Origin of the sequence: Microbacterium testaceum, from assembly GCF_003075375.1 — a bacterium.
Taxonomy (GTDB): domain Bacteria; phylum Actinomycetota; class Actinomycetes; order Actinomycetales; family Microbacteriaceae; genus Microbacterium; species Microbacterium testaceum_E.
Genome location: NZ_QDFT01000030.1, coordinates 18334 through 38908, shown reverse-complemented (window position 1 = coordinate 38908; position 20575 = coordinate 18334). Strand labels below are relative to the sequence as shown.

The following is a 20575-nucleotide window of genomic DNA, read 5'->3' as shown; positions in this document are numbered from 1 at the left end:
TGCCCACGTCGATCACCTCGGCATCCAGCTGCACGCCGTCGGCGGCGTGCTCGACGGTCTCGCCGCCGACGGCGTGCAGCTGGATGCCGAGGTGATCGACGTGGGCAAGCGGCCCGGCCACCACGCCGTACCGCAGGACGCGATCAACGCCCTTCTCGTACGCGAGGCGACGGCCGGTCGCACGGTGGTGCGCCTGAAGGGCGGCGACCCGTACGTGTTCGGCCGCGGCGGCGAGGAACTGTTCGCCTGCCACGAGGCGGGGATCGACGTCCGCGTCGTCCCCGGGGTCACCAGCGCCGTCGCCGTCCCGGCGCTCGCGGGCATCCCCCTCACCCACCGCGGCGTGGCGACGAGCTTCACCGTCGCCACCGCGCACGACCAGATCGCCGACCTCGGCGGGGGACGCGACCACACCGTCGTCCTGCTCATGGGCGTCGGCACGCTCGCGCACTCGGCCCACACCCTCGCCCGGGGCGATCGCGGCGCCGAGTGCCCCGTCGCGATCGTCGAGGACGGGTTCGGCGCGCGCCAGCGCGTCACCGTCGGAACGCTCGCGACCATCGCGGCGCAGGCCGCCGAGCGCGGCGTGCGCTCGCCCGCCGTCGTGGTCGTCGGCGACGTGGTGCGCCTGAGCCCGTACGCGCCCGAGGCTCTGGCATCCCTCGATCTCTCTTTCGACCCGCTCGCCGTTCCCCGAAAGGCACCCTCGCTGTGACCGCTTCTTCTCTCGCCTCGCTCCGTGTCGCCATCGTCGGCGCGGGCCCCGCGGGCATCTACGCCGGCAACATCCTCACGCGCGCCGTGACCGACGCCGGCGGCAGCGTCGCCATCGACCTGTTCGACGCGCTGCCCGCCCCCTACGGTCTGATCCGCTACGGCGTCGCCCCCGACCACCCGCGCATCAAGGGGATCGTCGACTCGCTGCACGAGATGCTCGACACCGGGGCGACGCGCTTCATCGGCAACGTCGAGGTGGGCCGCGATCTCGGCATCGACGAGCTGCACGCCCGCTACGACGCCGTGATCCTCGCCACCGGTGCCCTGCGCGATGCGCCCCTCGACATCCCCGGCATCGACCTTCCCGGGTCGTACGGGGCCGCCGACTTCGTCGCCTGGTACGACGGCCACCCCGACGTGCCGCGCGAGTGGCCGCTCGCCGAGCGCGAGGTCGCCGTGATCGGCAACGGCAACGTCGCCCTCGACGTCGCGCGCGTGCTCGCCAAGCACGCCGTCGACCTGCGCTCGACCGAGATCGCCGACAACGTGCTGCACGGGCTCGAGACATCCGCCGTGACCGACGTGCACGTCTTCGGCCGTCGGGGCCCCGCCGACATCAAGTTCACCCCGATCGAGCTGCGCGAGCTCGGCGAAGTGCCGAACGTCGACATCGTGGTGCACGACGAGGACTTCGCGGATGCCGACCCCGCCCAGGCGCCCACCAACCAGCTCAAGGTCATGCTGCGGGTGCTCGACAGCTGGCGCACCCGCGCGCGGACCGGAGCGAGCCGCCGCCTGCACCTGCACTTCTACCACTCGCCTCTCGCCGTCCTGGGTACGGACCGCGTCGAGGGGCTGCGTTTCGAGCGCACCGCGCCCGTCGGCGACGGCACCGTGCGCGGCACCGGCGAGATCCGCGAGATCGCCGTGCAACAGGTGTACCGCGCCGTCGGGTACTTCTCGAGCCCCGTGCCCGGTGCACCGTTCGATGCGGTGCGCGGCGTCGTCCCGAACGTCGAGGGTCGCGTGGTCGAGGGTTCGACGACGGTGCCCGGGCTCTACGCGACCGGGTGGATCAAGCGCGGGCCGGTGGGGCTGATCGGGCACACCAAATCGGATGCCATGGAGACCGTCGCCCACCTCGTCGCGGATGTCGAGGCGGGGGCGCTGAAAGCCCCCACGGTGGATGGCGACGTGCTCGACGCTCTCGCCGAACGCGGCGTGGAGTTCACGACGTGGGAGGGCTGGCGCGCTCTCGACGCCCACGAGCGCGCGCTCGGCGCCGCCCATGAGCACACGCGCGAGCGGGTCAAGGTCGTGCCGCGCGAGGAGCAGGTGGCCATCGCCCGCTCCCGCGCACTGGTGCCGTGACCGCGGTCGACGTCGTCGTGGTCGGCGGCGGCCCCGCCGGCCTGTCCGCCGCCCTCAACCTCGCCCGGGCGCGCACCTCGGTGCTGCTCGTCGACGCCGGCCGCCCCCGCAACTCGGCGACGCTGCGCTCGCACGGATTCCTCACCCGCGACGGCATCCCGCCGATCGAACTGCGCAAACTCGGCCGCGTCGAACTCGAGGCCTATCCCGACGTGCGGATCGTGGAGCGCGCGCCCGTCACCCGTGTCTTTCGCGACGAGGCCGACTTCGTCATCACGCTCGGAGGGCGCGCAGCCGCTGCTCTCGGCGAGGTGCGCACCCGCGCGGTCGTGCTCGCGACGGGCCTGCGCGAGACGCTGCCCGAGATCCCGAGCCTGCGGTCGTTCTACGGCATCACGCTGTTCAGCTGCGCCGCGTGCGACGCGTGGGACCTGCGCGACCGCCCGCTCGCCCTCATCGGCGAGACGCCCGACCTCGCGTCCCGTGCGCGCCTGCTGGCGCGATGGACGCCGCACCTCACGGTCTTCACCAACGGCACGGCCGCGGTGGACGCGGTCGACGAGGCCGAGCTCGTGGCATCCGGGATCACCGTCGATCGACGCGTCATCGCCGACCTCGAGGGCGAACGCGGACGCGTCGCGGCGGTGCGCCTGGCCGATGGCGCGCGCGTCGAGATCGACGGGGGCTTCGTCCGCCCGGTGTGGGACGCCCCGCTCGACGTCGTCGCCGATCTCGCCCCGGAACGGGATGCCGAGGGCCACCTCGTGACGGACCGGTCTGGCCGGACCTCGGTCGCCGGACTCTACGCGGCGGGCGACGTCGCGGCCCCGGGTCCGCAGCAGCTCATCGTGGCGGCGGGCCAGGGCGCGCGCGTGGCGGCGGTGCTGGTGCACGACCTCGTCGGGGTGCGCACCTCGCACTGACGGGCGCGCGCGACCCGGCGGCTCAGCCGCCCAGCGAACCCGCGTCGGTGCTGCCGACGTCGGTGCGATGGAAGTTCAGCGACGACCGCGAGGCCGTGGGGCCGCGCTGACCCTGGTAGCGGTTGCCGTACGGGCCGGAGCCGTAGGGGTTCTCGGCCGGCGACGACAGGCGGAAGTAGCAGACCTGCCCGATCTTCATGCCCGGCCACAGCTTGATGGGCAGCGTCGCGACGTTCGACAGTTCGAGGGTGACGTGGCCCGAGAAGCCGGGGTCGATGAACCCGGCCGTGGAGTGCGTGAGCAGTCCCAGACGACCGAGCGACGACTTGCCCTCGAGCCGTGCGGCGACGTCGTCGGGCAGGGTCACCCGCTCGAACGTCGAGCCGAGCGCGAACTCGCCCGGGTGCAGAATGAACGGCTCGTCGGGCTCGACCTCGATGAGGCGCGTCAGCTCGGGCTGATCCTCGGCCGGGTCGATGAAGGGGTACTTGTGGTTGTCGAACAGCCGGAAGTACCGGTCGAGTCGCACGTCGACGCTCGAGGGCTGCACCATCGCCGGATCGAACGGATCGAGGCCGAGGCGGCCGTCGTCGAGGTGGGCCCGGATGTCGCGATCGGAGAGCAGCACGGCATCAGCCTAGGGGCGCCGCCGGTCGACCCGCCTCCCCGCCTCGCACCGCCCCGGTCGGGCGAGCCCTCGTGCGTTCGCCCAACCCGGGCGGGTTCGCTGAGACCGCACGCCTTCGCCGAGCCCGCGTGCGCGGGGGCGCGTCCACGTACGGCCTCGTCGAGGGTGTGCGGTTTCGATCCCGGATGCCGAGGGCACCCTGTTATGCTGGCCGGGTTGCCGCAAGGCTCCGGGGCTGTAGTTCAATGGCAGAACTTCTGCTTCCCAAGCAGACAGCGCGGGTTCGATTCCCGTCAGCCCCTCCACTTACCCCCTCGGGGACGCGGTCGCTCAGCCCGCGACCACCTCGGCGCTCGTCGTCACCGTCGCGCCCGCCCCGCTCAGCGCGGCGAGGAACGCGGTGTGCACGGTCCGTCCGTCCACCTCGACGCCGTCGTGGGTCAGGTCGGGGGCCGCGCAGGCGTCGCCGACGACCGTCACGTCGTATCCCCGGTCGATCGCGGCGCGGACGGTGGCATCCACGCACATGCTCGTCATCATGCCTGCGACGAGCAGGGGCCGATCACCCAGGGCGCGCAGGCGGTCGTCGAGGTCGGTGCCGACGAACGAGTTGGGCGCGTGCTTGACGATCACGGTCTCGTCCGCGGCCGGAGCGACGCGGGGGTCGATCTCGGCGCCGTCCGTGTCGACCTCGAGGAAGCCGCCGCCGGCCGGGCTCTCGTGACGCACGTGGATCACGGGCGCGCCCTGCCGCCGCTGCCACGACAGAACCCTCTCGGCCGCGTCGGCCGCGGCATCCGGTCCGACGAGCGGATGCCGACCCCCGGGGAAGTAGTCGCGTTGGATGTCGATGATCACGAGCACGGGTTGCATGCTCTCGAGTCTGACCCCCGTCGAGGGCGATCGCGAGGGGTTGCTCGCGGACGACACGCTCAGCTGCGCAGGTGCGAGGCGCCGTTCAGGTCGAGGATCGCCCCCGACGCCCACTGCGAGCGCGGCGAGCTGAGGTACACCACGGCATCCGCCACCTCTTCGGGCGTCGCGACGCGACCGAAGGGACTCTGATCCCGGATGCCGTCACCCTCGGTCCCGGAGAGCTTCTGCTGCTGCCGGTCGGTGCCGACGAACCCCGGCGCGACGCTCGTGACGGCGATACCGTGCGGGGCGAGCGCGATCGCGAGGGACTGCCCCATCGCGTGCAGGCCGGCCTTGGCGGCGCCGTAGGCGGGGAACTCGGGCTCGCCGCGGAAAGCGCCGCGCGAGCCGACGTTCACGACCGATCCCGGCAGCCCGCGGTCGATGAGGGAACGCGCGACGAGGAACGTCATGTTCGCCGGGGCGCGCAGGTCGACGTCGACCATGCGCTTCCACGTGCGGTGCCACGTCTCGTAGTCGGCGGTCGCGATGGGGTGCGAGGTCTCGGCGTTCGGCGCGATCGCGGCGTTGTTGACGAGCACGTCGATGCGGCCGAGCGCGGCGAGCGCCTCGTCCACCACGCGCTCGGCCACGGCGGGGTCGGACAGGTCTCCCCCGACGAGGACGTGACCCTCGCCGCGCAGGAGCGCGAGGGTCTCTTCGGCGGCGGAGCGGTCGGAGCCGTAGTGCACGGCGACACGATCGCCCCGTGCGCTGAGCGCGACGGCGATCGCGCGCCCGATACCGCGCGAGGCGCCGGTGACGAGGGAGCAGAGCATGGGTCCATCCTGGCGGGCAGGGGGCGAACGCCGTGGCGGCGCGGCGGTGAACCCTCCCACCGGGGTCGTGCACGAGACGCGGGCCCACCGCGGTCGAATGCGCCCCTGGACTCGAGGGACCAGAGCCCCCGAGCGTCCGGGCGACGCCGCGAAACGGCGGGTCGCCCGGACTGACCGGGGCTCACGCAGCGGGGCGATGAACCGGTCGCGTCCGCTGCGGAGCACCCACGCTAGGCCGCGGTGCGCCGGCGAGGGTGGGCTTGACGAGCTCCCCCCGCCGGTGCGGGGGGGTCAGGCGCGGGTGAAACCGTCGAGGTCGGGGTCCCAGAAGGCATCCGGGTTGTCGGTGTCGATCGTCTGCTCGTGGGCGATGGCGGGCGCCTGCGGAAAACGCTTGTGCTGACGCAGCTCCTCGGCCGCCCAGGCGAAGTCGGGCTCGTCGCCGGTCCAGTCGTCGGCCGGGGCGCTGAGCACGTCGTTGCCGACGCCGATCACCAGCTCGGCCTCCTCGGTGTCTCCGGCGGGGGTGACGATCGGGATGCTGACCGCTTCGGCCTGCCCGTCGGCGGCGATGGAGGCGGTGAGCTGCACGAGCGCCTCCGCCACGTCATCGGTCGTGGTCACGGTCTCGCCGGCGTAGGTCACACATCTCATGGGCTCAGCCTGGGGGGTGGGCGCGCGCGGGAGGGGCCGCTTGCCCCGGGCGTCGCGCTCCGGTACGGCGCGGGCTCGTGAGCGGTATGCATATGGCCGGCCGGCCCCGACCGCCGGGGCCCGGGTGACAATGGGCACATGCGCACCCGGCTCCTCCGCATCGCCGTGGCGACGGCATCCCTCGTCCTCGGTCTCGCCGCGTGCTTCCCCGCCGAGCCCGCCGCCGACGTCGCGACACCGCAGGGGCCAGCGGACGGACCCGTGGTGTCGTTCTACGGCGACTCGTATACGCGGGGCACGGGGGCCAGCGCGCCTGAGAACCGGTGGTCGACGGTCATCTCGACCGAACGCGGGTGGCAGGAGATCAACCGCAGCGAGAACGGTCTCGGCTTCGTCAACCGCCGCGCGTCGATGCGCGACGGTCTCGACGACATCCCCGCGCTCGTGATCGCCGACGATCCCGACATCGTCTTCGTCACGATGGGCCTCAACGACAACTTCAGCTACGACGATCGCGCCGACGCCATCCACCGCACGATCGACAGCGACCTCGAGCGTCTGCGCGAAGGGCTGCCCGAGGCGCGGATCGTCGTAGTCGAGCCGTTCTGGTACACGGACGAGCGTCCCGCGTCGGTCGACGTCATCGCGGGGTGGGTGCGCGACGCGGCGACGCGCATCGGCGCCGACCACGTCGACGGAGCGAGCCGCTGGCTCGACGGCCACTACGCCGGCTCGCCGGACAGCTGGATGGCCGACGACGGCCTGCACCCGAACGACACGGGCTACGCCCAGATGGCGAGCAGGATGGATGCCGCGCTTCGCGCCCTCGATCCACCCCTATGACGGTCGGCGCGGGGCCCACCGTGCGCGGCTGAGAGACCACACCCCCGTCGCCGCCGCGAGGAGCAGCACCAGGATGCCGAACACGTGCAGCACCAGTGAGGTGAGGCCGCGTTCAGGGAGCAGGAACCCGTACGGCACCCAGCCGTCGGTCGCGCCGCGCAAGAGCACGACGGCGACCCACAGCAGCGGGTACGGCAGCACCCACCACAGCCGCGTCCACGGCAACTCCGGGCGGTCCGGCGCCGTGGCGAAGTCGACGACGACCAGCGCAGGGAAGATGGCATGGAGCACGACGCTGACCCACGGCGGCGCCGAGCCCGTCCCCGGAACCAGGCCGTTGTAGACCACGGCGACCACGATCAGACAGGCGACCCACGCCCCACGCCACCGTGAGCACCGGAGGGACACGCCGACCGTTCGTCGCGAGCAACCCGACGACGATCAGCACGGCGGCCGTCAGAGCGCTCGTCTGATTGGTGAAGTACCCGAAGAAATCGAAGGGGTTCGCATCGCCCACGGCGACACGCAGGGCGTACGCGTAAGAGATGACGACGAGCACCGCTGCCCCGACGACGATGCGGCCGAGCGCACGCCGCGGATCCGCACGCGCCGAGGCGGGAAGGGACTGCATCCCGAGACGTTACCGCCCGAGTCGTGTCACGACGTCGTGGCGTCCACCCGTCGAACCGTGTCGGCGATGGCGTCCGCCACCGCGTCGGGGTGAGACGCGTGCGGAGAGTGGCCCGACGCCACCGACACCTGCGCGTCCGAGGACTCGGCCCACTGACGCTGCTGGTCGGCGGGGAGAGCCTTGTCGTCGGTCGTGATGACGGTCGTGATCGTGACGTCGGGGCCGGGCTCGGCCGGGGCCGGCTGCGTGAACGATTCCACGCTCTGCCACTGCACGCGCGGGAGAGCCTTCTCGACGATGGCGGGGTCGACCCCGGAGTAGATGGTCTCGGCGATATCGCCGATCTTGACGCCGCGACCGTCGGCCGATCGCTCGTAGCCGGGCGGGAACTGGCCCCCCTGTGCGTCGAGCAGCGACACCCCGACCGGCAGAGCGAAGGCGGCGATCATCACGAGCCCCCGCACCGACTCGATCGTGCCCGCCGCCGCGCGCGCCGGAACGCCGCCGTACGAGTGGGCCGCGAGCACCACCGGACCCTCGATCCGGGCGACGGCGGCGCGGATGGCATCGACATCGTCGGTCAGGGAGCCGATCGTGGCCGTGTCGTCCGAGCTGCTGGGCAGGTCGACGGCGACAGCGGTCACCCCGCGCTCGGACAGCGCGGCGAGCAGCGGATCGAACACCCAGGCGCCGTGCATGGCGCCCGGGACGAGGACGATCGTGGTCATCGTGAACCTTCTCTCTCAAGGGTGGTCGCACCCGCGAGAGTTCTCGCGCGGAACCAGACGGTCAGTTCGCGGACGGCGCGGATGATCGCGTCGTCGTCGTCGGATTCGAGGTCGTCGAACGTGTCGCGGAAGCCCTCGGGCGCCGGAGAGGTGGGAACACCGATCGGCTCGTAACCCATCGTCCACTCCGTGAAGCGGCGCTCGTCGATCCGCTCGGACAGCAGGATGCGCACGTCGGAGTGGCGGTCGTCCCGGCGGATGGCATCCATCAGGTGCTCCACCGCGTCCTGGGGCCCCTCGATCACCTGGAAGAACCGGCCCCGCCGGTACAGCAGCATGCCGGTGAGGTCGTTCGCATGGTTGGACCGACGGCTCTGCGTCAGCAGGTCGGCCAGACGCTCGTCGTCGAACGGGGCGGCCGCCGTGCTGACGTACGAGATCGACATCAGCGGCGCGCTCACGACGTCGCCTCGCGTCCGAGGGAGCGCGGAGCGGGCACCCGCACCTGCTCGAGGGTGATCTCGGCGTCGTGCGGAGGCTGGCCGTTCGTGACCGCCGCCATCGCCGCGGTGAGCGCCGAGAAGCGGCCCACCACGCGCGACGTGCCGTCGTAGGCGAGGAAGACGCCGTCGGACTGCCTGTCGATGTAGCCGAGGAACACGCCCTTGCGACTGCCGACGTGGAAACCCTCTTCGACGCGGGCCCAGACGACTCCGGCGCCGGGGCGGTCGGTGGACATCACGGTCGCCCCTCCTTCTGCCCGTGGTCGATCGGGCATGAGCGACCGTACCCGGGACCCCCGACACCGGGCCGCCCTTGACAGATCGCGCAGGTGAGAGCACGCGAACGCAGCGATCCGCTCAGGACGCCTCAGGAAATCGCGGCGCGCAGCTGGGCGGCATCGTCCGTCCCGGTCGCCTCGACGATCAGTCCCCGCTCCACGCGGTACATCGCGAACGAGGCGATGTTCACCCGCCTGCGCGTCGGCGGCACGTGCGCGAACGGGCCGGTGTGGGTACCACCCCCGCGCAGGTGCACCGCGATCCGGTCATCCTCGACGAGCAGCTGGATGCGCTTGTACTGCCAGTCGGGGAACCCGTGCAGCAGCTCGGCGTAGTCGGCGATCCAGGCCTCGGCCCCGGCGGGCAGGTGCGCCCGCCGGACCGCCGGGTGCACGAACGACCGGACCGCCTCGACGTCGTGCCGGTTCAGGGCGTCGAGGAATTCGCCGAACCACTCGCGCATCTGCCAGGGCTCCATTCCTTCATTATCGGAGGGATGCCGGAGGGGCGGCGCGTGGACGGGCGACCCGGCGCTACCACAGCGCGCGTCGTCACGCCGCCCCCTCGGGCGTGCCCGTCGGCGGTGGCAGCGTGTCGGCATGGCATCCCCCCTCGCCCTTCTTCGCGACGACTCGCTCTCGCTCCTCGTCCGCGGCTACGGCTTCGGCGCACACCTCTGGCGGCGCGCCGACCGGGGCGCCCGGGCCGTCCCGTTCCGCCTGCTCGGCCGCGAGGCGCTCTTCGTGCGCGGCGAAGAGGGCGTGGCCCTGTTCTACGACGAGTCCCGCATCCGCCGCCACGGGGCGATGCCGGCGTTCATCCAGGAGTCGCTGTTCGGCCACGGCTCGGTGCACAGCCTCGACGGCGACGAGCACCGCCACCGCAAGGCGACCTTCGTCGACGTCCTCTACGACGACGCCGAAGTGGAGCGCCTGCTGCCCGAGCTCGAGCGGCAGTGGCGGGAAGAGCTCGACGCGTGGGTCGCCGGCGGCGACCGATCGGCCTACGAAGCCGCCGTGGGGGCGCTCGGGCGCGCGATCATGCGATGGGCCGGCATCCCGGGAACCGCCGACGCGCAGACGCGATGGGCGAAGCGGCAGGCGCAGATCGTCGACGGGTTCGGCGTACCGTACTCCCCCGAGTTCGCGCTCGCCCTGCTCAACCGCCGGTGGTCGGACCGCCACGCCGCCGAGCTGATCGACGCCGTGCGCGCCGGAACGCTCGACCCGGCCGAGGGCACCGCCCTGCACGCGTGGGCCTGGCACCGCGACCGCGACGGCGAACTGCTCCCCGCGAAGCGCGCGGGCATCGAGCTGCAGAACAGCTTCCGGCCGATGATCGCCGTCTCGCGCTTCGTCGCCTTCGCCGCGAAGGAGCTGCACGATCGACCGGAGTGGCGCGAGCGCATCGCGGCCGAGACCGCGGAGCGCGGATCGCTCGTGGGCGGGGAGTCGGCGACGGCATTCGCGCAGGAGATCCGCCGCACCGCCCCCTTCGTGCCCATGCTGCCCGCGTGGGCCCAGACCGACGTCGAGCTCGACGGCCAGCGGGTATCCGCCGGCGGGCGGGTCGTGCTCGACATCCTCGGCACCGATACCGACACGCGCGAGTGGGAGCGGCCGTCCGTCTTCGACCCCGAACGCTTCGTGGGCGTCCACGATTACGAAGCGCTGACGGCCTTCGTCCCCCACGGCGGTGGCGACGTGCGCACCGGCCACCGCTGCCCGGGCGAGAAGCTCGCGATCGCCGGGCTCGCGGCATCCATCGCTGTCCTCAGCGACCCGCGACTTCGCGTCTCGGGCCACGGGCTCGAGGTGAACAGGCATCGGATGCCGACCGCTCCACGGTCCGGAGGGCGTGTACGCCGCGCTGACGCGCCGTCGGGCTGTCCGTTCCACCTCGGTCGGGCCTCGCGCTGAGCGGGTGACGGCGCGCGGACCCGTCGAGTGTCCACGACATGCCGCGCCGGCCCGCGCGCTCACGGCGTTTCCTGGACACTCGACACGCTTTCGGCGGCGCACGGCGCGATGCGCGCGGTCGTGGAGTCCGCCCACGGCCGGGCGTACCTGGCCGAGGCCTCCTGCGGCTGGTCCACGCCGGCCTGAGCCGACGAGGGGCGACACCCGCCGCCCGTCCGAGGCGGGGTGGGAGCAGAGGCGCCCCGCGGCCGGTCACTCGAGGACCGACCGCGGGGCGCCGCGCGTTCTGCGCTCAGTCTCGTGCGCGACGCGGGCGGCGGGTGGTCCAGGCCAGGCCGCCGGCGACGAGCAGACCCGCCGCGAGCAGTCCCGCTGCCAGGGGCGGTTGCGCGCCGGTGGCCGCGAGGGTGCCGGGGGCGACGACCGTGACCCCCTGCCGCGCGATCACGCTGCCGTCGGCGCGCTGCACGATCAGCGTGTGCGCCCCCGTGGCGAAATCGGACGGAACCCGCACCGAGAACGAGACGCGGCCGGCCGCGTCGGCCGCCGGGATCCCCGTGATGCGCAAGGGATCGCTGTGCAGCTCGGCGGTGATCTGCTCACCGGGTGCCAAGCCGGTCACCGTGACGGTGAACGTGCCGCCCCGCTCGATCACCGTGCTCGACGCCGTCACCGCGGGCGTGCTCGCGATCGGGGTCGTCGCCGAGGCGGAGGCCGTCGGCTGCGGCGTGCCGGAGGGCGCGGTCGTCGGCTGCGGCGAAGCGCTCGGTGTCGTCGTCGGCTGCGGCGATGAGGTCGGTTCCGCCGTCGGCGACGCGGTCGGGTCGGGCGTCGGCGTGGGGGTCGGCGTCGGCGTCGGCGTGGGCGTCTGCCCACCCGCGACCGTCACGACCGCCTGCACGAACCCGTTGTCGGCCAGCTGGCCGGTGACCACCACGCGCGCACCGGCCGTGAGCGAGGCCGGGTCGACGGCATCCCAGGCGACGGCGCTCTTCGGGAGCTGCTGAGGGGATGCCGTGCCCCGGCCGCGCACCGCGTCGACGGTCGCGGGAAGCACCGGCGCCACGCCCGGCTCCGTCGTGACGGCCAGGTCGTCCGCGCTGATCAGGCGGTCGGCCTGGTACCGCGCGAGGATCCGCTCGTACTCGGCGACCGTCACCGGCAGCACGGTGCCGTGGCGGGCGGAGGTGGGGAGGTTCCGCTGCTGCGCGATCGTCCAGTCGCCCGCGGCCAGGCTCGACGCTCGGAAGGGCACGTAGCCCTCGCCGCCGTAGTACGGCGCCTGGTCGATGAACGCGAACCACCCGGTGTCGCCGTTGGCGTCGCCCTTGTTCGGGCGGAACACGGTGGTGCCCTCGCCCTCGTCGAACGTCGTGAGGCGGCCGGAGGTGGCGGTGTACGTCTGGCCATAGCCGATGCGCGACTGACGGGTCTGCCAGTCGCTGCCGGTCCTGCCCAACCACGGGTTGTTCTCGGGCGTGATCGACGACGTCAGGTCGTGCGTGCGGTCGACGCGGGGGATGTTCGTCCCCTCGGCGACCGTGAAGCGGTAGAACCACCCGTCCTCGCGCGCGATGGTGGAGTCGATCGTGCCGTTGCCCTGGCCGGGCTGCTGCTCGTCGATCCACACCTTCGCCGGGCTGAAGGTGACGAAGTCGCGGGTCGTGGCGTACATCATGCGGTTGTACGAGTCGCCCTCCCACCGCGGCACCGACGGGTCGCCGCTCAGGTACAGGTTCGAGGCCCAGAACACGACGTACTCGCCGCGACTGTCGTCGTAGTAGGCCTCGGGGGCCCAGGTGTTACCCGCCTCGGGCGCCGAGACGACGACGTGACGCTGCGCGCTCCAGGTGACCAGGTCGGTCGATTCCCAGATCTCCATCGCGCGGCTGCCGAAGTTCTGCGACTCGGTCAGTCCCGTGCGGTAGGCGTGCAGGTCGGTGGCGAGCAGGTAGAACCGGTCGCCCTCGTGCGAGCGGATGATGAACGGGTCGCGCAGACCCTTCTGCCCGAGGGTCGAGGCCAGCACGGGCTTGTCGTCGTTGACGGTGGTCCAGTCGAGTGCGTCATTGCCGTTGGACAGCCCGAAGCGCACCTTCTCGTCGTCGTCGTCGTCTTCTCCGGTGAAATAGGGGAAGAAGTACGCCTTGGTGTCCGCGGCCTCGGGCAGCGGCTGCACCTTCGCCGTGAACGAGCGCGTGCCCGTGGCCGAACCGACGGTCACGGTGGCCGTCAACGTCACCTCCTGCACCGCGGCGCCCGTCGCGGGGCGCGTGACGGTGCCGTCGGGCGCAACCACCGCGGGGTTCGATGACGACCACGAGATCGTCGCCGTCTGCAGGGCTGCGGGCAGGGTCAGGTTCTCGCGCGTGTCGTCGATGTGCGGCACGGCGAGGGCCGCCGCGATCGCTCGCGCGTCGTAGGCGTCGTCGGCGGGCAGTACCGTGACGGCGAAGTCGCGGGTGGTCGAGACCGTCCCGCGCGTGACGGTGGCCGTCAGGGTGACCTCGGCGGGGGCTGCTCCGGCGGCGGGACGCGTGACGGTTCCGTCGTTCGCGAGCACGGCGGTGTTCGAGCTCGCCCAGGTCACGGTGGTCTGCGCGTCGCCGACGGTGGGCAGCGTGAGCGACGAGCGGACGGCGCTCAGGTCGCCCAGATCGAGAGCGGCGGCGCCGTCGGCGACCGCCTCGCGCAGCACCGTCCCGGCCAGCGTCGACACCTCGGCCGGGGCGAGGGCGCGGTCGTACACGCGGAAATCGCGCAGCTGCCCCTGGAACGACTGGTCGACCGCGAAGGGGCTGCGACCAAGGTAGTTGAACGAGGTCGGCCCGATCTGCGCGGGGATCGTGCGGACGGCGGTGTTGCGCGCGCGCTCGACGCCGTCTTCGTACAGGATGCCGGTGCTCCCCGCCTGCGTGTAGGTGAACGACTTCCACACCCCGCGGGCCAGCGTCGCGTCGGCCGCGGGCTGGATGTTCGACTCGGTGGCGGGGCCTCCGCTGGCGATGACCGTGTGGAACGAGTCGCCCGAGCCGAACAGGTATCCGTCTCCGATCCCGTTCGCGGTGTTGCCGATGCCGTAGATCCAGTAATAGTTGCGCTGCTCGGGGGCGATCTTCACGTCGAAGCTGACGGTGATGGCATCCAGGCCGACGTTGAGGTCGTCGGGCAGCTTGATCGCCGCACCCGACCCGCCGTCCCCGCCCGGGAACGCGAAGCCCTGGCCGCCGCCCGCCCACGACGGCGTGCCCTCGACGACGCCGTCACCGAAGCGCGAATCCGGCGCGGTGTTCTTCGCGACCGTTCCGCTCGTCTCGTCGAGCGGATACTGCACGAGCAGTCCGTCGGCGGGCACCGCGTCGGCCGCCTGTGCGCTCAGCGCGACGGCCGGCGCGAACGTGCCGACGCCCAGCGTCACCGCCATCGAGAGCACGGCCCATCGTCTGATCGTCCGGCGCCGCGGGGCGCGTTCGGGTGCGGTCGAGGTCACACGGGACTCCTTCGTCGTGCGCGGCGTCGTCGCCGCGGCGCGGGGGCGGTTCGAAGACCGCACCGCATGTTAGCGCTCACAACGAGGGAGCCGCTACCGCGAGTCCGTGGATGTCCACGGACCCGCGGCGCGCGACTCAGTCGGTGCTGAACGGGCTCGGCACCACCGGGTAGGTGCCGGTGTACCCCTCGCGCTCGGCGGCGAGCGCGGCGATGCGCGCGCGGCAGGCGAACCAGCCCGCGGTGATGAGCAGGCTCGCGACGATCGCCACGACCAGGGTCGACGGCGAGTCGATGAACACGAGCACCAGCACCACGACCAGGAAGGCGAGGGTCAGGTAGCTCGTGTACGGCGCCCAGAAGAGGCGGAACGACGGCCTGACCAGCTGTCCGCGGTCGGCGAGCTGCTTGAGGCGCATCTGGCAGACGATGATCGTCGCCCAGGTGACCAGGATGCCGACGGCGGCGACGTTCAGCACCGTCTCGAACGCGTCGGACGGGTTGACGTAATTGATCACGACACCGAACAGTGCGACGAACGCCGTGATCGCGATGCCGCCGTACGGCACACCGGCCTTGTTCATGCGCGCGGCGAACTTCGGCGCCGAGCCGGCGACCGCCATCGAGCGCAGGATGCGTCCGGTCGAGTACAGCCCGGCGTTCAGCGACGACAGGGCGGCGGTCAGCACGACGAGGTTCATGATGACGTCGACGCCGGGCACCCCGATCGAGGCGAAGAACGTCACGAAGGGGCTCTCGTCCTTCGAGTACGCGGTGAACGGCAGCAGCAGAGAGAGCAGCAGCACCGACCCGACGTAGAAGACCGCGACGCGGAAGATCACCGAGTTGATCGCGCGCGGCATGACCTTCTCGGGGTTCTTCGTCTCGCCGGCGGCGGTGCCGATCAGCTCGATCGACGCGTACGCGAACACCACGCCCTGCATGAGGATGATGGCGGGGAGGATGCCGTTGGGGAAGAACCCGCCGTTGTCGGCGATCAGCGAGAAGCCCGTGGGCGCCCCGGTCGGCGTGCCGAAGACGACGAAGTAAATGCCCACGAGCAGGAACGCTACGAGGGCGGCGACCTTGATGAGGGCGAACCAGAACTCCAGCTCGCCGAACACCTTGACCGAGACGAGGTTGACCGCGAGCACGGTCACGAGGGCGGCGAGCGCCCACACCCACTGCGGGACGGCGGCGATCCACGGCACGTACTTGCCGAAGAAGTTCATGTAGAGCGCGGCGGCGGTGATGTCGACCATCGTCGTCGTGGCCCAGTTGATCCAGTAGAACCAGCCCGAGACGAAGGCCGCCTTCTCACCGAAGAACTCGCGCGCGTACGACACGAACGACCCCGAGGTGGGCCGGTGCAGCACCAGTTCGCCCAGCGCCCGCAGGATGAAGAACGCGAAGAGGCCGCACACGGCGTACGAGATGACGATCGCGGGGCCCGCCTGGGCCAGACGACCGCCGGCACCGAGGAAGAGCCCCGTTCCGATCGCACCGCCGATCGCGATCATCTGCACCTGCCGCGACGACAGACGCTTGTGGTAGCCGCTGTCCTCCAGCTGCACGGTCGAGGTGGTGCGCGGCTCGGCGGCGTCGCCGGGACGCGAGGGGGTGTCGGTCATGCCCCCATCGAACCACTCGATTCGCGCAATGGGCGTCCGACAAGCGCGAAGACGGTCAGAGCCAGTGCTTGCGCTTGAACGTCAGCCAGAGCCCGTACGAGGTCGCCGCCATCAGACCGAGCGCCATCGGGTAGCCGAACGTCCAGTCGAGCTCGGGCATGTTCTTGAAGTTCATCCCGTAGATCGCCCCGACGAGGGACGGCCCGAACAGGATCGCCGCCCAGCCCGAAATCTTCTTCACCTGCTCGTTCTGTTCGAGAGAGGTCTCGGTCTGGCGCTGGGTGACGAGCGTGGCGTTGACCGTGAGGGCGTTGTCGAGGATCGCGCGCAGTGCCGTCAGCTTCTCGCACTGACGCAGCACGTGGTCGAGCACGTCGCGCAGCGAGCGCTGCAGTTCGATGTCGACGCCGTACTTGCCGGCCCCGCGCAGCAGGGCTTCGAGCATGTCGCGCAGCGGCTCCACCGCTCGCTGGAAATGGATGACCTCGCGGGCGAGCTCGTAGATGCGCTGCGTCAGTTCGGCACCCTCGGAGCTGAAGAGCTGGTCCTCGATCTCGTCCACGTCGTTCTGGATGCCGCGCGCCACGGGGTCGTACTGGTCGACCACTTCGTCGAGGATCGCGTACAGCACGGCCTCGGGTCCGCGCGCGAGCAGCTCGGGGTTCTTCTCGAGCCGCCGCCGCACCTCGGACAGGTCCGGCACCTCGGCGTGGCGGACCGTGACGACGTAGTCGGGCCCGATGAACACGTGCAGCTCGCCGAACTCGACGGTCTCGGACGAGTCGACGTACCGCGCCGGGCGCAGCACCGCGAACAGATTGCTGCCGTAGCGCTCGAGCTTCGCGCGCTGGTGCCCGGTCAGGGCGTCCTCGACCGCGAGCGGGTGCAGTGAGAACTCGGCCGCCACGCGCTCCAGCTCGTCGGGCGACGGGCGCAGCAGGCCGATCCAGGCCATGCCCCCGTGCGCCTCCATGTACTCGAACGTCTGGTCGAGGCTCGCCGGGTTCTCGATCCGTCGGCCGTCGACGTACACGGCGCTGTCGATGATGGGCATGTCTTCCGTTGTACCGTGCGCGGCTATGACGAGTGCGCGATCCTCACGACATCCTGACGGCGGTCACTTCTTCGGGTCGTTGCCCCAGTTCATCAACGAGTACCGCCAGTCGGTCTCGGTCACGTCGCCCTTCGGTCGCTGGGCGCTGTGCCGCTTGACGTAACCCACGACCTTGCGCATGTGCGCGTAGTCGTCGTCGGTCAGATCGGCCTTCTTCTTCTCGAGGATGCGCACGATGTGACGCCCGCTCTCGTGTCCGGTCGACTCGCCGCCGTCCTTCTTCTGCCCGACCGATTTCGACTCGTCCGTGTCGAGCCACTTCTTCAGCTCGCTCGCGGTCATGTTGACCGCCTCGTCGAAGTCCTTGCGGGTCTGGTCGTCGTCGTCGCTCATGCGGTCATCCTCGCGGCCCCGGTCGCGCGCCGCGGCCCCCTTGCACCGGCGCCGCCGCGGTGGCATCCCGCACGCAGCGGATCAGCCGACGGGCTCGCTGAGCGGTTCTTCGGCGTCGGGTCCCGGATGCCGCGCGCCCGCGCTGCGGCGGGCGGCGGCGAGCACGGCGCCGATGCTCGCGACGATCACCAGGGCGATCCCGAGGATCTCGAGCCACGACAGACGCTGTCCGAGCAGCAGGAAGCCGGCGATGGACGCGGTCGCGGGCCCGAGGCTCATGAGGATCGCGAAGGCGGATGCCGCCAGTCGCCGCAGCGCCACCAGTTCGAGGGCGTAGGGGATGGTCGATGACAGCAGCGCGACCGCCGCGCCCAGGGCGAGGATGTCGACGCGCAGCAATGCCGGCCCCGCCTGCCAGATGCCGAACGGCAGAGCGACGACGGCGCCGACGGCCATCGCGAGGGCGAGACCGTCGAGGCGGGGGAACTCCCGGCCGACCCGGGCGGACGCCAGGATGTACAGCGCCCAACTGACTGCCGCCCCCAGCGCGAACAGGACGCCGAGCGGGTCGAGCCGGTCCCACCCGCCCGCGCCCAGGGCGATGACACCGGCGAGCGCCAGGCCCGCCCAGAGCCAGCGCGCGAGTCCGGTCGCGGTGAGGATCGAGAGGGTCAGGGGCCCCAGCACCTCGATGGTGACGGTGACGCCGAGCGGCAGCCGCTCGAGCGCCAGGTAGAACAGCCCGTTCATGGATGCCAGCACCAGCCCGAAACCGACGACCGAGCGCCACGCGGATCCCGCGTGCCCCCTCACGCGCGGGCGCGCGATGACGAGCAGCAGAAGAGCCGAGAAGAGCAGCCGCAGCATGACGATGCCCAGCGGTCCCGTCTGGGGGAACAGCATGACGGCGAACGATGCGCCGACCTCTTGGCACACCAGACCCACCAGGACGAGGGATGCGGCCGACCCCGGGCCGCCGCGCCGGGTCACCGGAGGATCATCCGGCGGGCGGTGCGCAGATCGCGTTGCCGGCGATGGTGTCGCGCATCTGCTCGGCGGTCCACGGCAGACCGGCCTCGGGCATGGTCTGGCCCGCCGCAGCGGGGGCCTTCGAGGCGATCGCCGCGAGCTGCCAGGCCAGCCACGCGCCGGTGTTCTTGTCGCCCGCCGAGTTGTTCAGCACCACGGCCACCGACATACCCGTCTGGGGGTCGGCGAAGGCGCCCACCAGGTAGCCGGGCGTCCAGCCGAATTTCCCGATGAGCGAACCGGCCTGGTAAGCCCCGCCCGCCGCGGTGAACCACGTGGGCTGGTCGCCGCCGACCGGGATGGGCGCCGAGAAGCGGTCGTTCTCGGGGGGCAGCAGCGCACCCGTCGCGAGGGCCTGCGCGTAGCGACCGAGGTCGTCGATGTCGGTCACGGCGCCGGCGGAGGCCCCGCCGTAGCTCGACGACATCGTGCTGAACTCCAGCGGGGCGGAGCAGTCGTAGGCGCCCTCGCCGTTGGGCTGCGACCAGTGGCCGGTGAGCGACGACGGGCCCGGGGTGGCGGGGGCCGGAGAGGGGATGCCGGTGGCCGAGAGCCCGAGGGGGCCGGTGACCCGCTCGGACAGCACGGCCGCGAGGGACTCGCCGGTCGCGCGTTCCACCGCCAACCCCGCCAGTTCGGCGTTGGTCGCCGACGACGAGAACGACTCTCCGGGCGCGTTGCGGCGGGGCTGCGAGATCCCGTAGGCGACGAGTTCGCGCGCGTTCCACACGCGGTCGGGGTTCTTCAGCACCATGCCGTCGAGGATGCTCGTGTACGAGCCGAGGCCCGATGTGCCGTCGCAGAGTTGGCGCAGCGTGATGTCCTCGTATCCGGGCAGGCCGCTCACCCACGTGGTGACCGGGTCGTCCATCGACAGGGTGCCATCGGCTTCGAGGGAGTAGAGCGCGTCGCAGGTCATCGCGCCGGTGACCTCGCCCGCGCGGAACGTCAGGTCGGGGGTCACCTCGGCGCCACCGGGGGACTGCGTCCCCACACCCGACACCCAGCTGCCGCTCCACGGGGCCCAGACGCCGACGATCGCACCGGTCGACCCGGTCGCGGTGATGGCCGCGGTGACCGCGTCGCGCATCTCGGCGACCGTTTCGTCGGGGAGGGTCGCATCCACCTGGGTCGGCACGTTCACCGTGACCGGGCCCTCGGCGGTGCAGCCGCTCAGGACGACGGCGATCAGGCTCGCGCCCGCGATCGCGATGGCCGCGGAACGACGCCATCCGCGCATGTCTACCCCCAGCATTTCCGAGCGCGACGAAGTCCGCTCTCGAAAGATTCAAACACACGGCACCTGAACGGAACCGCCCCTTGCGCCGCTGCGGCGTCACGGCTGCATCACGACTGCCGCGCGGGGACGCCCCACAACAGGGAAACGGGGTTAGGTGATCCTAAGTTTCTGCGTATGATGGCGGCATGAACGCCGTCGCCCCGTTCTCCACGGCTCTGCGCGAACGCTCGAGCGCCGCGCACTCCGCGCGCGAGTGCGACGGATTCATGACCGATCTCGTCACCGGCGCCGGCACGCGCGACGACTACGTGGCACTGATCGCGCAGCACTGGTTCATCTACGCCGCGCTCGAAGAGGCGGCGATCCGCATGCGCACCGACCCGGTGGCATCCGTCTTCGTCCGCGATCACCACTCGCGGCTGCCGGCCCTCGAGGCCGACCTCGCGTTCCTGCTCGGCTCCGGCTGGAGCGAGCTGATCCATCCGCTCCCCACGACGCAGGCGTACGTCTCGCGCATCCGCCGGGTCGCGGCGACGTGGCCGGGCGGGTTCGTCGCGCACCACTACACGCGCTTCGTCGGCGACCTGTCCGGCGGACCCTCGATCGGACGGTTGATGCAGCGCCGGTTCGGGTTCGAGACCAACGGCATCGGGTTCCTGCTGTTCGGCGACATCGCCGACCCCAAGGCCTTCAAGACCATTTATCGCGAGCAACTCGACGCGGCCCCGTGGGACGACGACGAGAAGGAACGGGTCATCGCCGAGGTGCTCGTGGCCTACCGTTTCACCACCGAGCTGTTCGCCGACCTCACCCGCGCCAAGGCGATGCGCGTCGCCTGACGACCCCGAG

At 71.6% G+C, this 20575-nt stretch carries 21 protein-coding genes and 1 tRNA gene; 7 read left to right on the top strand and 15 right to left on the bottom strand.

Annotated elements, in window-relative coordinates; translation table 11 throughout:
- The 3 genes from cobA to DC432_RS11890 form a co-directional block, all read left to right on the top strand.
- Positions 1-715, top strand: a 715-nt coding sequence (gene cobA, locus DC432_RS11900) for a uroporphyrinogen-III C-methyltransferase (protein ID WP_116538074.1), incomplete at its 5' end; no start/stop codon positions are given.
- Positions 712-2088: an FAD-dependent oxidoreductase gene (locus DC432_RS11895; protein ID WP_116538073.1), complete on the top strand. Its 1377-nt coding sequence runs from the start codon at positions 712-714 to the stop codon at positions 2086-2088. The genes cobA and DC432_RS11895, both read left to right, overlap by 4 nt.
- A complete protein-coding gene (locus DC432_RS11890; RefSeq protein ID WP_116538072.1) occupies positions 2085-3011 on the top strand; it encodes an NAD(P)/FAD-dependent oxidoreductase in 927 nt (308 codons plus the stop codon). Before DC432_RS11895 ends, DC432_RS11890 begins: the two co-directional genes overlap by 4 nt.
- A gap of 22 nt (positions 3012-3033) precedes the next feature.
- Here DC432_RS11890 and dcd read toward each other — a convergent pair whose 3' ends face one another.
- Positions 3034-3639: a dCTP deaminase gene (gene dcd / locus DC432_RS11885; RefSeq protein WP_108318286.1), complete on the bottom strand. Its 606-nt coding sequence runs from the start codon at positions 3637-3639 to the stop codon at positions 3034-3036.
- 231 nt (positions 3640-3870) lie between these two features.
- Here dcd and DC432_RS11880 point away from each other — a divergent pair.
- Positions 3871-3944 (top strand) — tRNA-Gly (locus DC432_RS11880).
- Between the two features lie 25 nt (positions 3945-3969).
- Here the strand turns inward: DC432_RS11880 and DC432_RS11875 are convergent.
- The 3 genes from DC432_RS11875 to DC432_RS11865 form a co-directional block, all read right to left on the bottom strand.
- Positions 3970-4512, bottom strand: coding sequence for a cysteine hydrolase family protein (locus DC432_RS11875; protein WP_116538077.1), 543 nt, complete (start codon positions 4510-4512; stop codon positions 3970-3972).
- A 59-nt stretch (positions 4513-4571) separates the two neighbouring features.
- Positions 4572-5333, bottom strand: coding sequence for an SDR family NAD(P)-dependent oxidoreductase (locus DC432_RS11870; protein WP_116538071.1), 762 nt, complete (start codon positions 5331-5333; stop codon positions 4572-4574).
- A 291-nt stretch (positions 5334-5624) separates the two neighbouring features.
- The gene (locus DC432_RS11865) at positions 5625-5987 is read right to left on the bottom strand and encodes a hypothetical protein (RefSeq protein ID WP_116538070.1); all 363 of its coding nucleotides are present in this window, start codon (positions 5985-5987) and stop codon (positions 5625-5627) included.
- 138 nt (positions 5988-6125) lie between these two features.
- Between DC432_RS11865 and DC432_RS11860 the strand changes: the two genes are divergently transcribed.
- Positions 6126-6830 carry an SGNH/GDSL hydrolase family protein gene (locus DC432_RS11860; protein WP_116538069.1) on the top strand — a complete coding sequence of 235 codons (705 nt, stop codon included), beginning with the start codon at positions 6126-6128 and terminating at the stop codon, positions 6828-6830.
- Here DC432_RS11860 and DC432_RS11855 read toward each other — a convergent pair.
- The 5 genes from DC432_RS11855 to DC432_RS11835 all read right to left on the bottom strand — a co-directional run bounded on the left by DC432_RS11855 (position 6825) and on the right by DC432_RS11835 (position 9449).
- Positions 6825-7187 carry a Pr6Pr family membrane protein gene (locus DC432_RS11855; RefSeq protein WP_133177931.1) on the bottom strand — a complete coding sequence of 121 codons (363 nt, stop codon included), beginning with the start codon at positions 7185-7187 and terminating at the stop codon, positions 6825-6827. The genes DC432_RS11860 and DC432_RS11855 overlap by 6 nt on opposite strands.
- A 300-nt stretch (positions 7188-7487) precedes the next feature.
- A complete protein-coding gene (locus tag DC432_RS11850) occupies positions 7488-8189 on the bottom strand; it encodes an alpha/beta fold hydrolase (RefSeq protein ID WP_116538067.1) in 702 nt (233 codons plus the stop codon).
- Positions 8186-8650, bottom strand: coding sequence for a BLUF domain-containing protein (locus DC432_RS11845; protein WP_243393112.1), 465 nt, complete (start codon positions 8648-8650; stop codon positions 8186-8188). Before DC432_RS11845 ends, DC432_RS11850 begins: the two co-directional genes overlap by 4 nt.
- Complete coding sequence (locus DC432_RS11840) at positions 8647-8928, bottom strand: hypothetical protein (protein ID WP_243393114.1); 282 nt, start codon at positions 8926-8928, stop codon at positions 8647-8649. Before DC432_RS11840 ends, DC432_RS11845 begins: the two co-directional genes overlap by 4 nt.
- Positions 8929-9059: 131 nt before the next feature.
- Entirely contained in the window at positions 9060-9449 is a 390-nt protein-coding gene (locus DC432_RS11835; protein ID WP_116538066.1) for an ester cyclase, read from the bottom strand.
- 121 nt (positions 9450-9570) lie between these two features.
- Between DC432_RS11835 and DC432_RS11830 the strand changes: the two genes are divergently transcribed.
- A complete protein-coding gene (locus tag DC432_RS11830) occupies positions 9571-10890 on the top strand; it encodes a cytochrome P450 (RefSeq protein ID WP_116538065.1) in 1320 nt (439 codons plus the stop codon).
- A 292-nt stretch (positions 10891-11182) separates the two neighbouring features.
- Here DC432_RS11830 and DC432_RS11825 read toward each other — a convergent pair whose 3' ends face one another.
- The 6 genes from DC432_RS11825 to DC432_RS11800 form a co-directional block, all read right to left on the bottom strand.
- Positions 11183-14380: an immunoglobulin-like domain-containing protein gene (locus DC432_RS11825; RefSeq protein ID WP_133177930.1), complete on the bottom strand. Its 3198-nt coding sequence runs from the start codon at positions 14378-14380 to the stop codon at positions 11183-11185.
- Positions 14381-14516: 136 nt separating this feature from the next.
- Positions 14517-16010, bottom strand: a complete 1494-nt coding sequence (locus DC432_RS11820) for an amino acid permease (RefSeq protein ID WP_116538063.1) — start codon at positions 16008-16010, stop codon at positions 14517-14519.
- A 55-nt stretch (positions 16011-16065) separates the two neighbouring features.
- Positions 16066-17064 (bottom strand): magnesium/cobalt transporter CorA, encoded by a 999-nt coding sequence (gene corA, locus DC432_RS11815; RefSeq protein ID WP_116538062.1) that lies wholly within the window; start codon positions 17062-17064, stop codon positions 16066-16068.
- Positions 17065-17127: 63 nt separating this feature from the next.
- A complete protein-coding gene (locus DC432_RS11810; protein ID WP_116538061.1) occupies positions 17128-17457 on the bottom strand; it encodes a DUF3140 domain-containing protein in 330 nt (109 codons plus the stop codon).
- An 81-nt stretch (positions 17458-17538) separates the two neighbouring features.
- Positions 17539-18447, bottom strand: a complete 909-nt coding sequence (locus DC432_RS11805) for an EamA family transporter (protein WP_116538060.1) — start codon at positions 18445-18447, stop codon at positions 17539-17541.
- A 7-nt stretch (positions 18448-18454) separates the two neighbouring features.
- Positions 18455-19726, bottom strand: a complete 1272-nt coding sequence (locus tag DC432_RS11800) for a serine hydrolase domain-containing protein (RefSeq protein ID WP_165801257.1) — start codon at positions 19724-19726, stop codon at positions 18455-18457.
- Positions 19727-19911: 185 nt separating this feature from the next.
- Here DC432_RS11800 and DC432_RS11795 point away from each other — a divergent pair, with 185 nt between their 5' ends.
- Positions 19912-20565: a heme oxygenase (biliverdin-producing) gene (locus tag DC432_RS11795; protein WP_116538058.1), complete on the top strand. Its 654-nt coding sequence runs from the start codon at positions 19912-19914 to the stop codon at positions 20563-20565.
- The last annotated feature ends 10 nt before the right edge of the window (positions 20566-20575 follow it).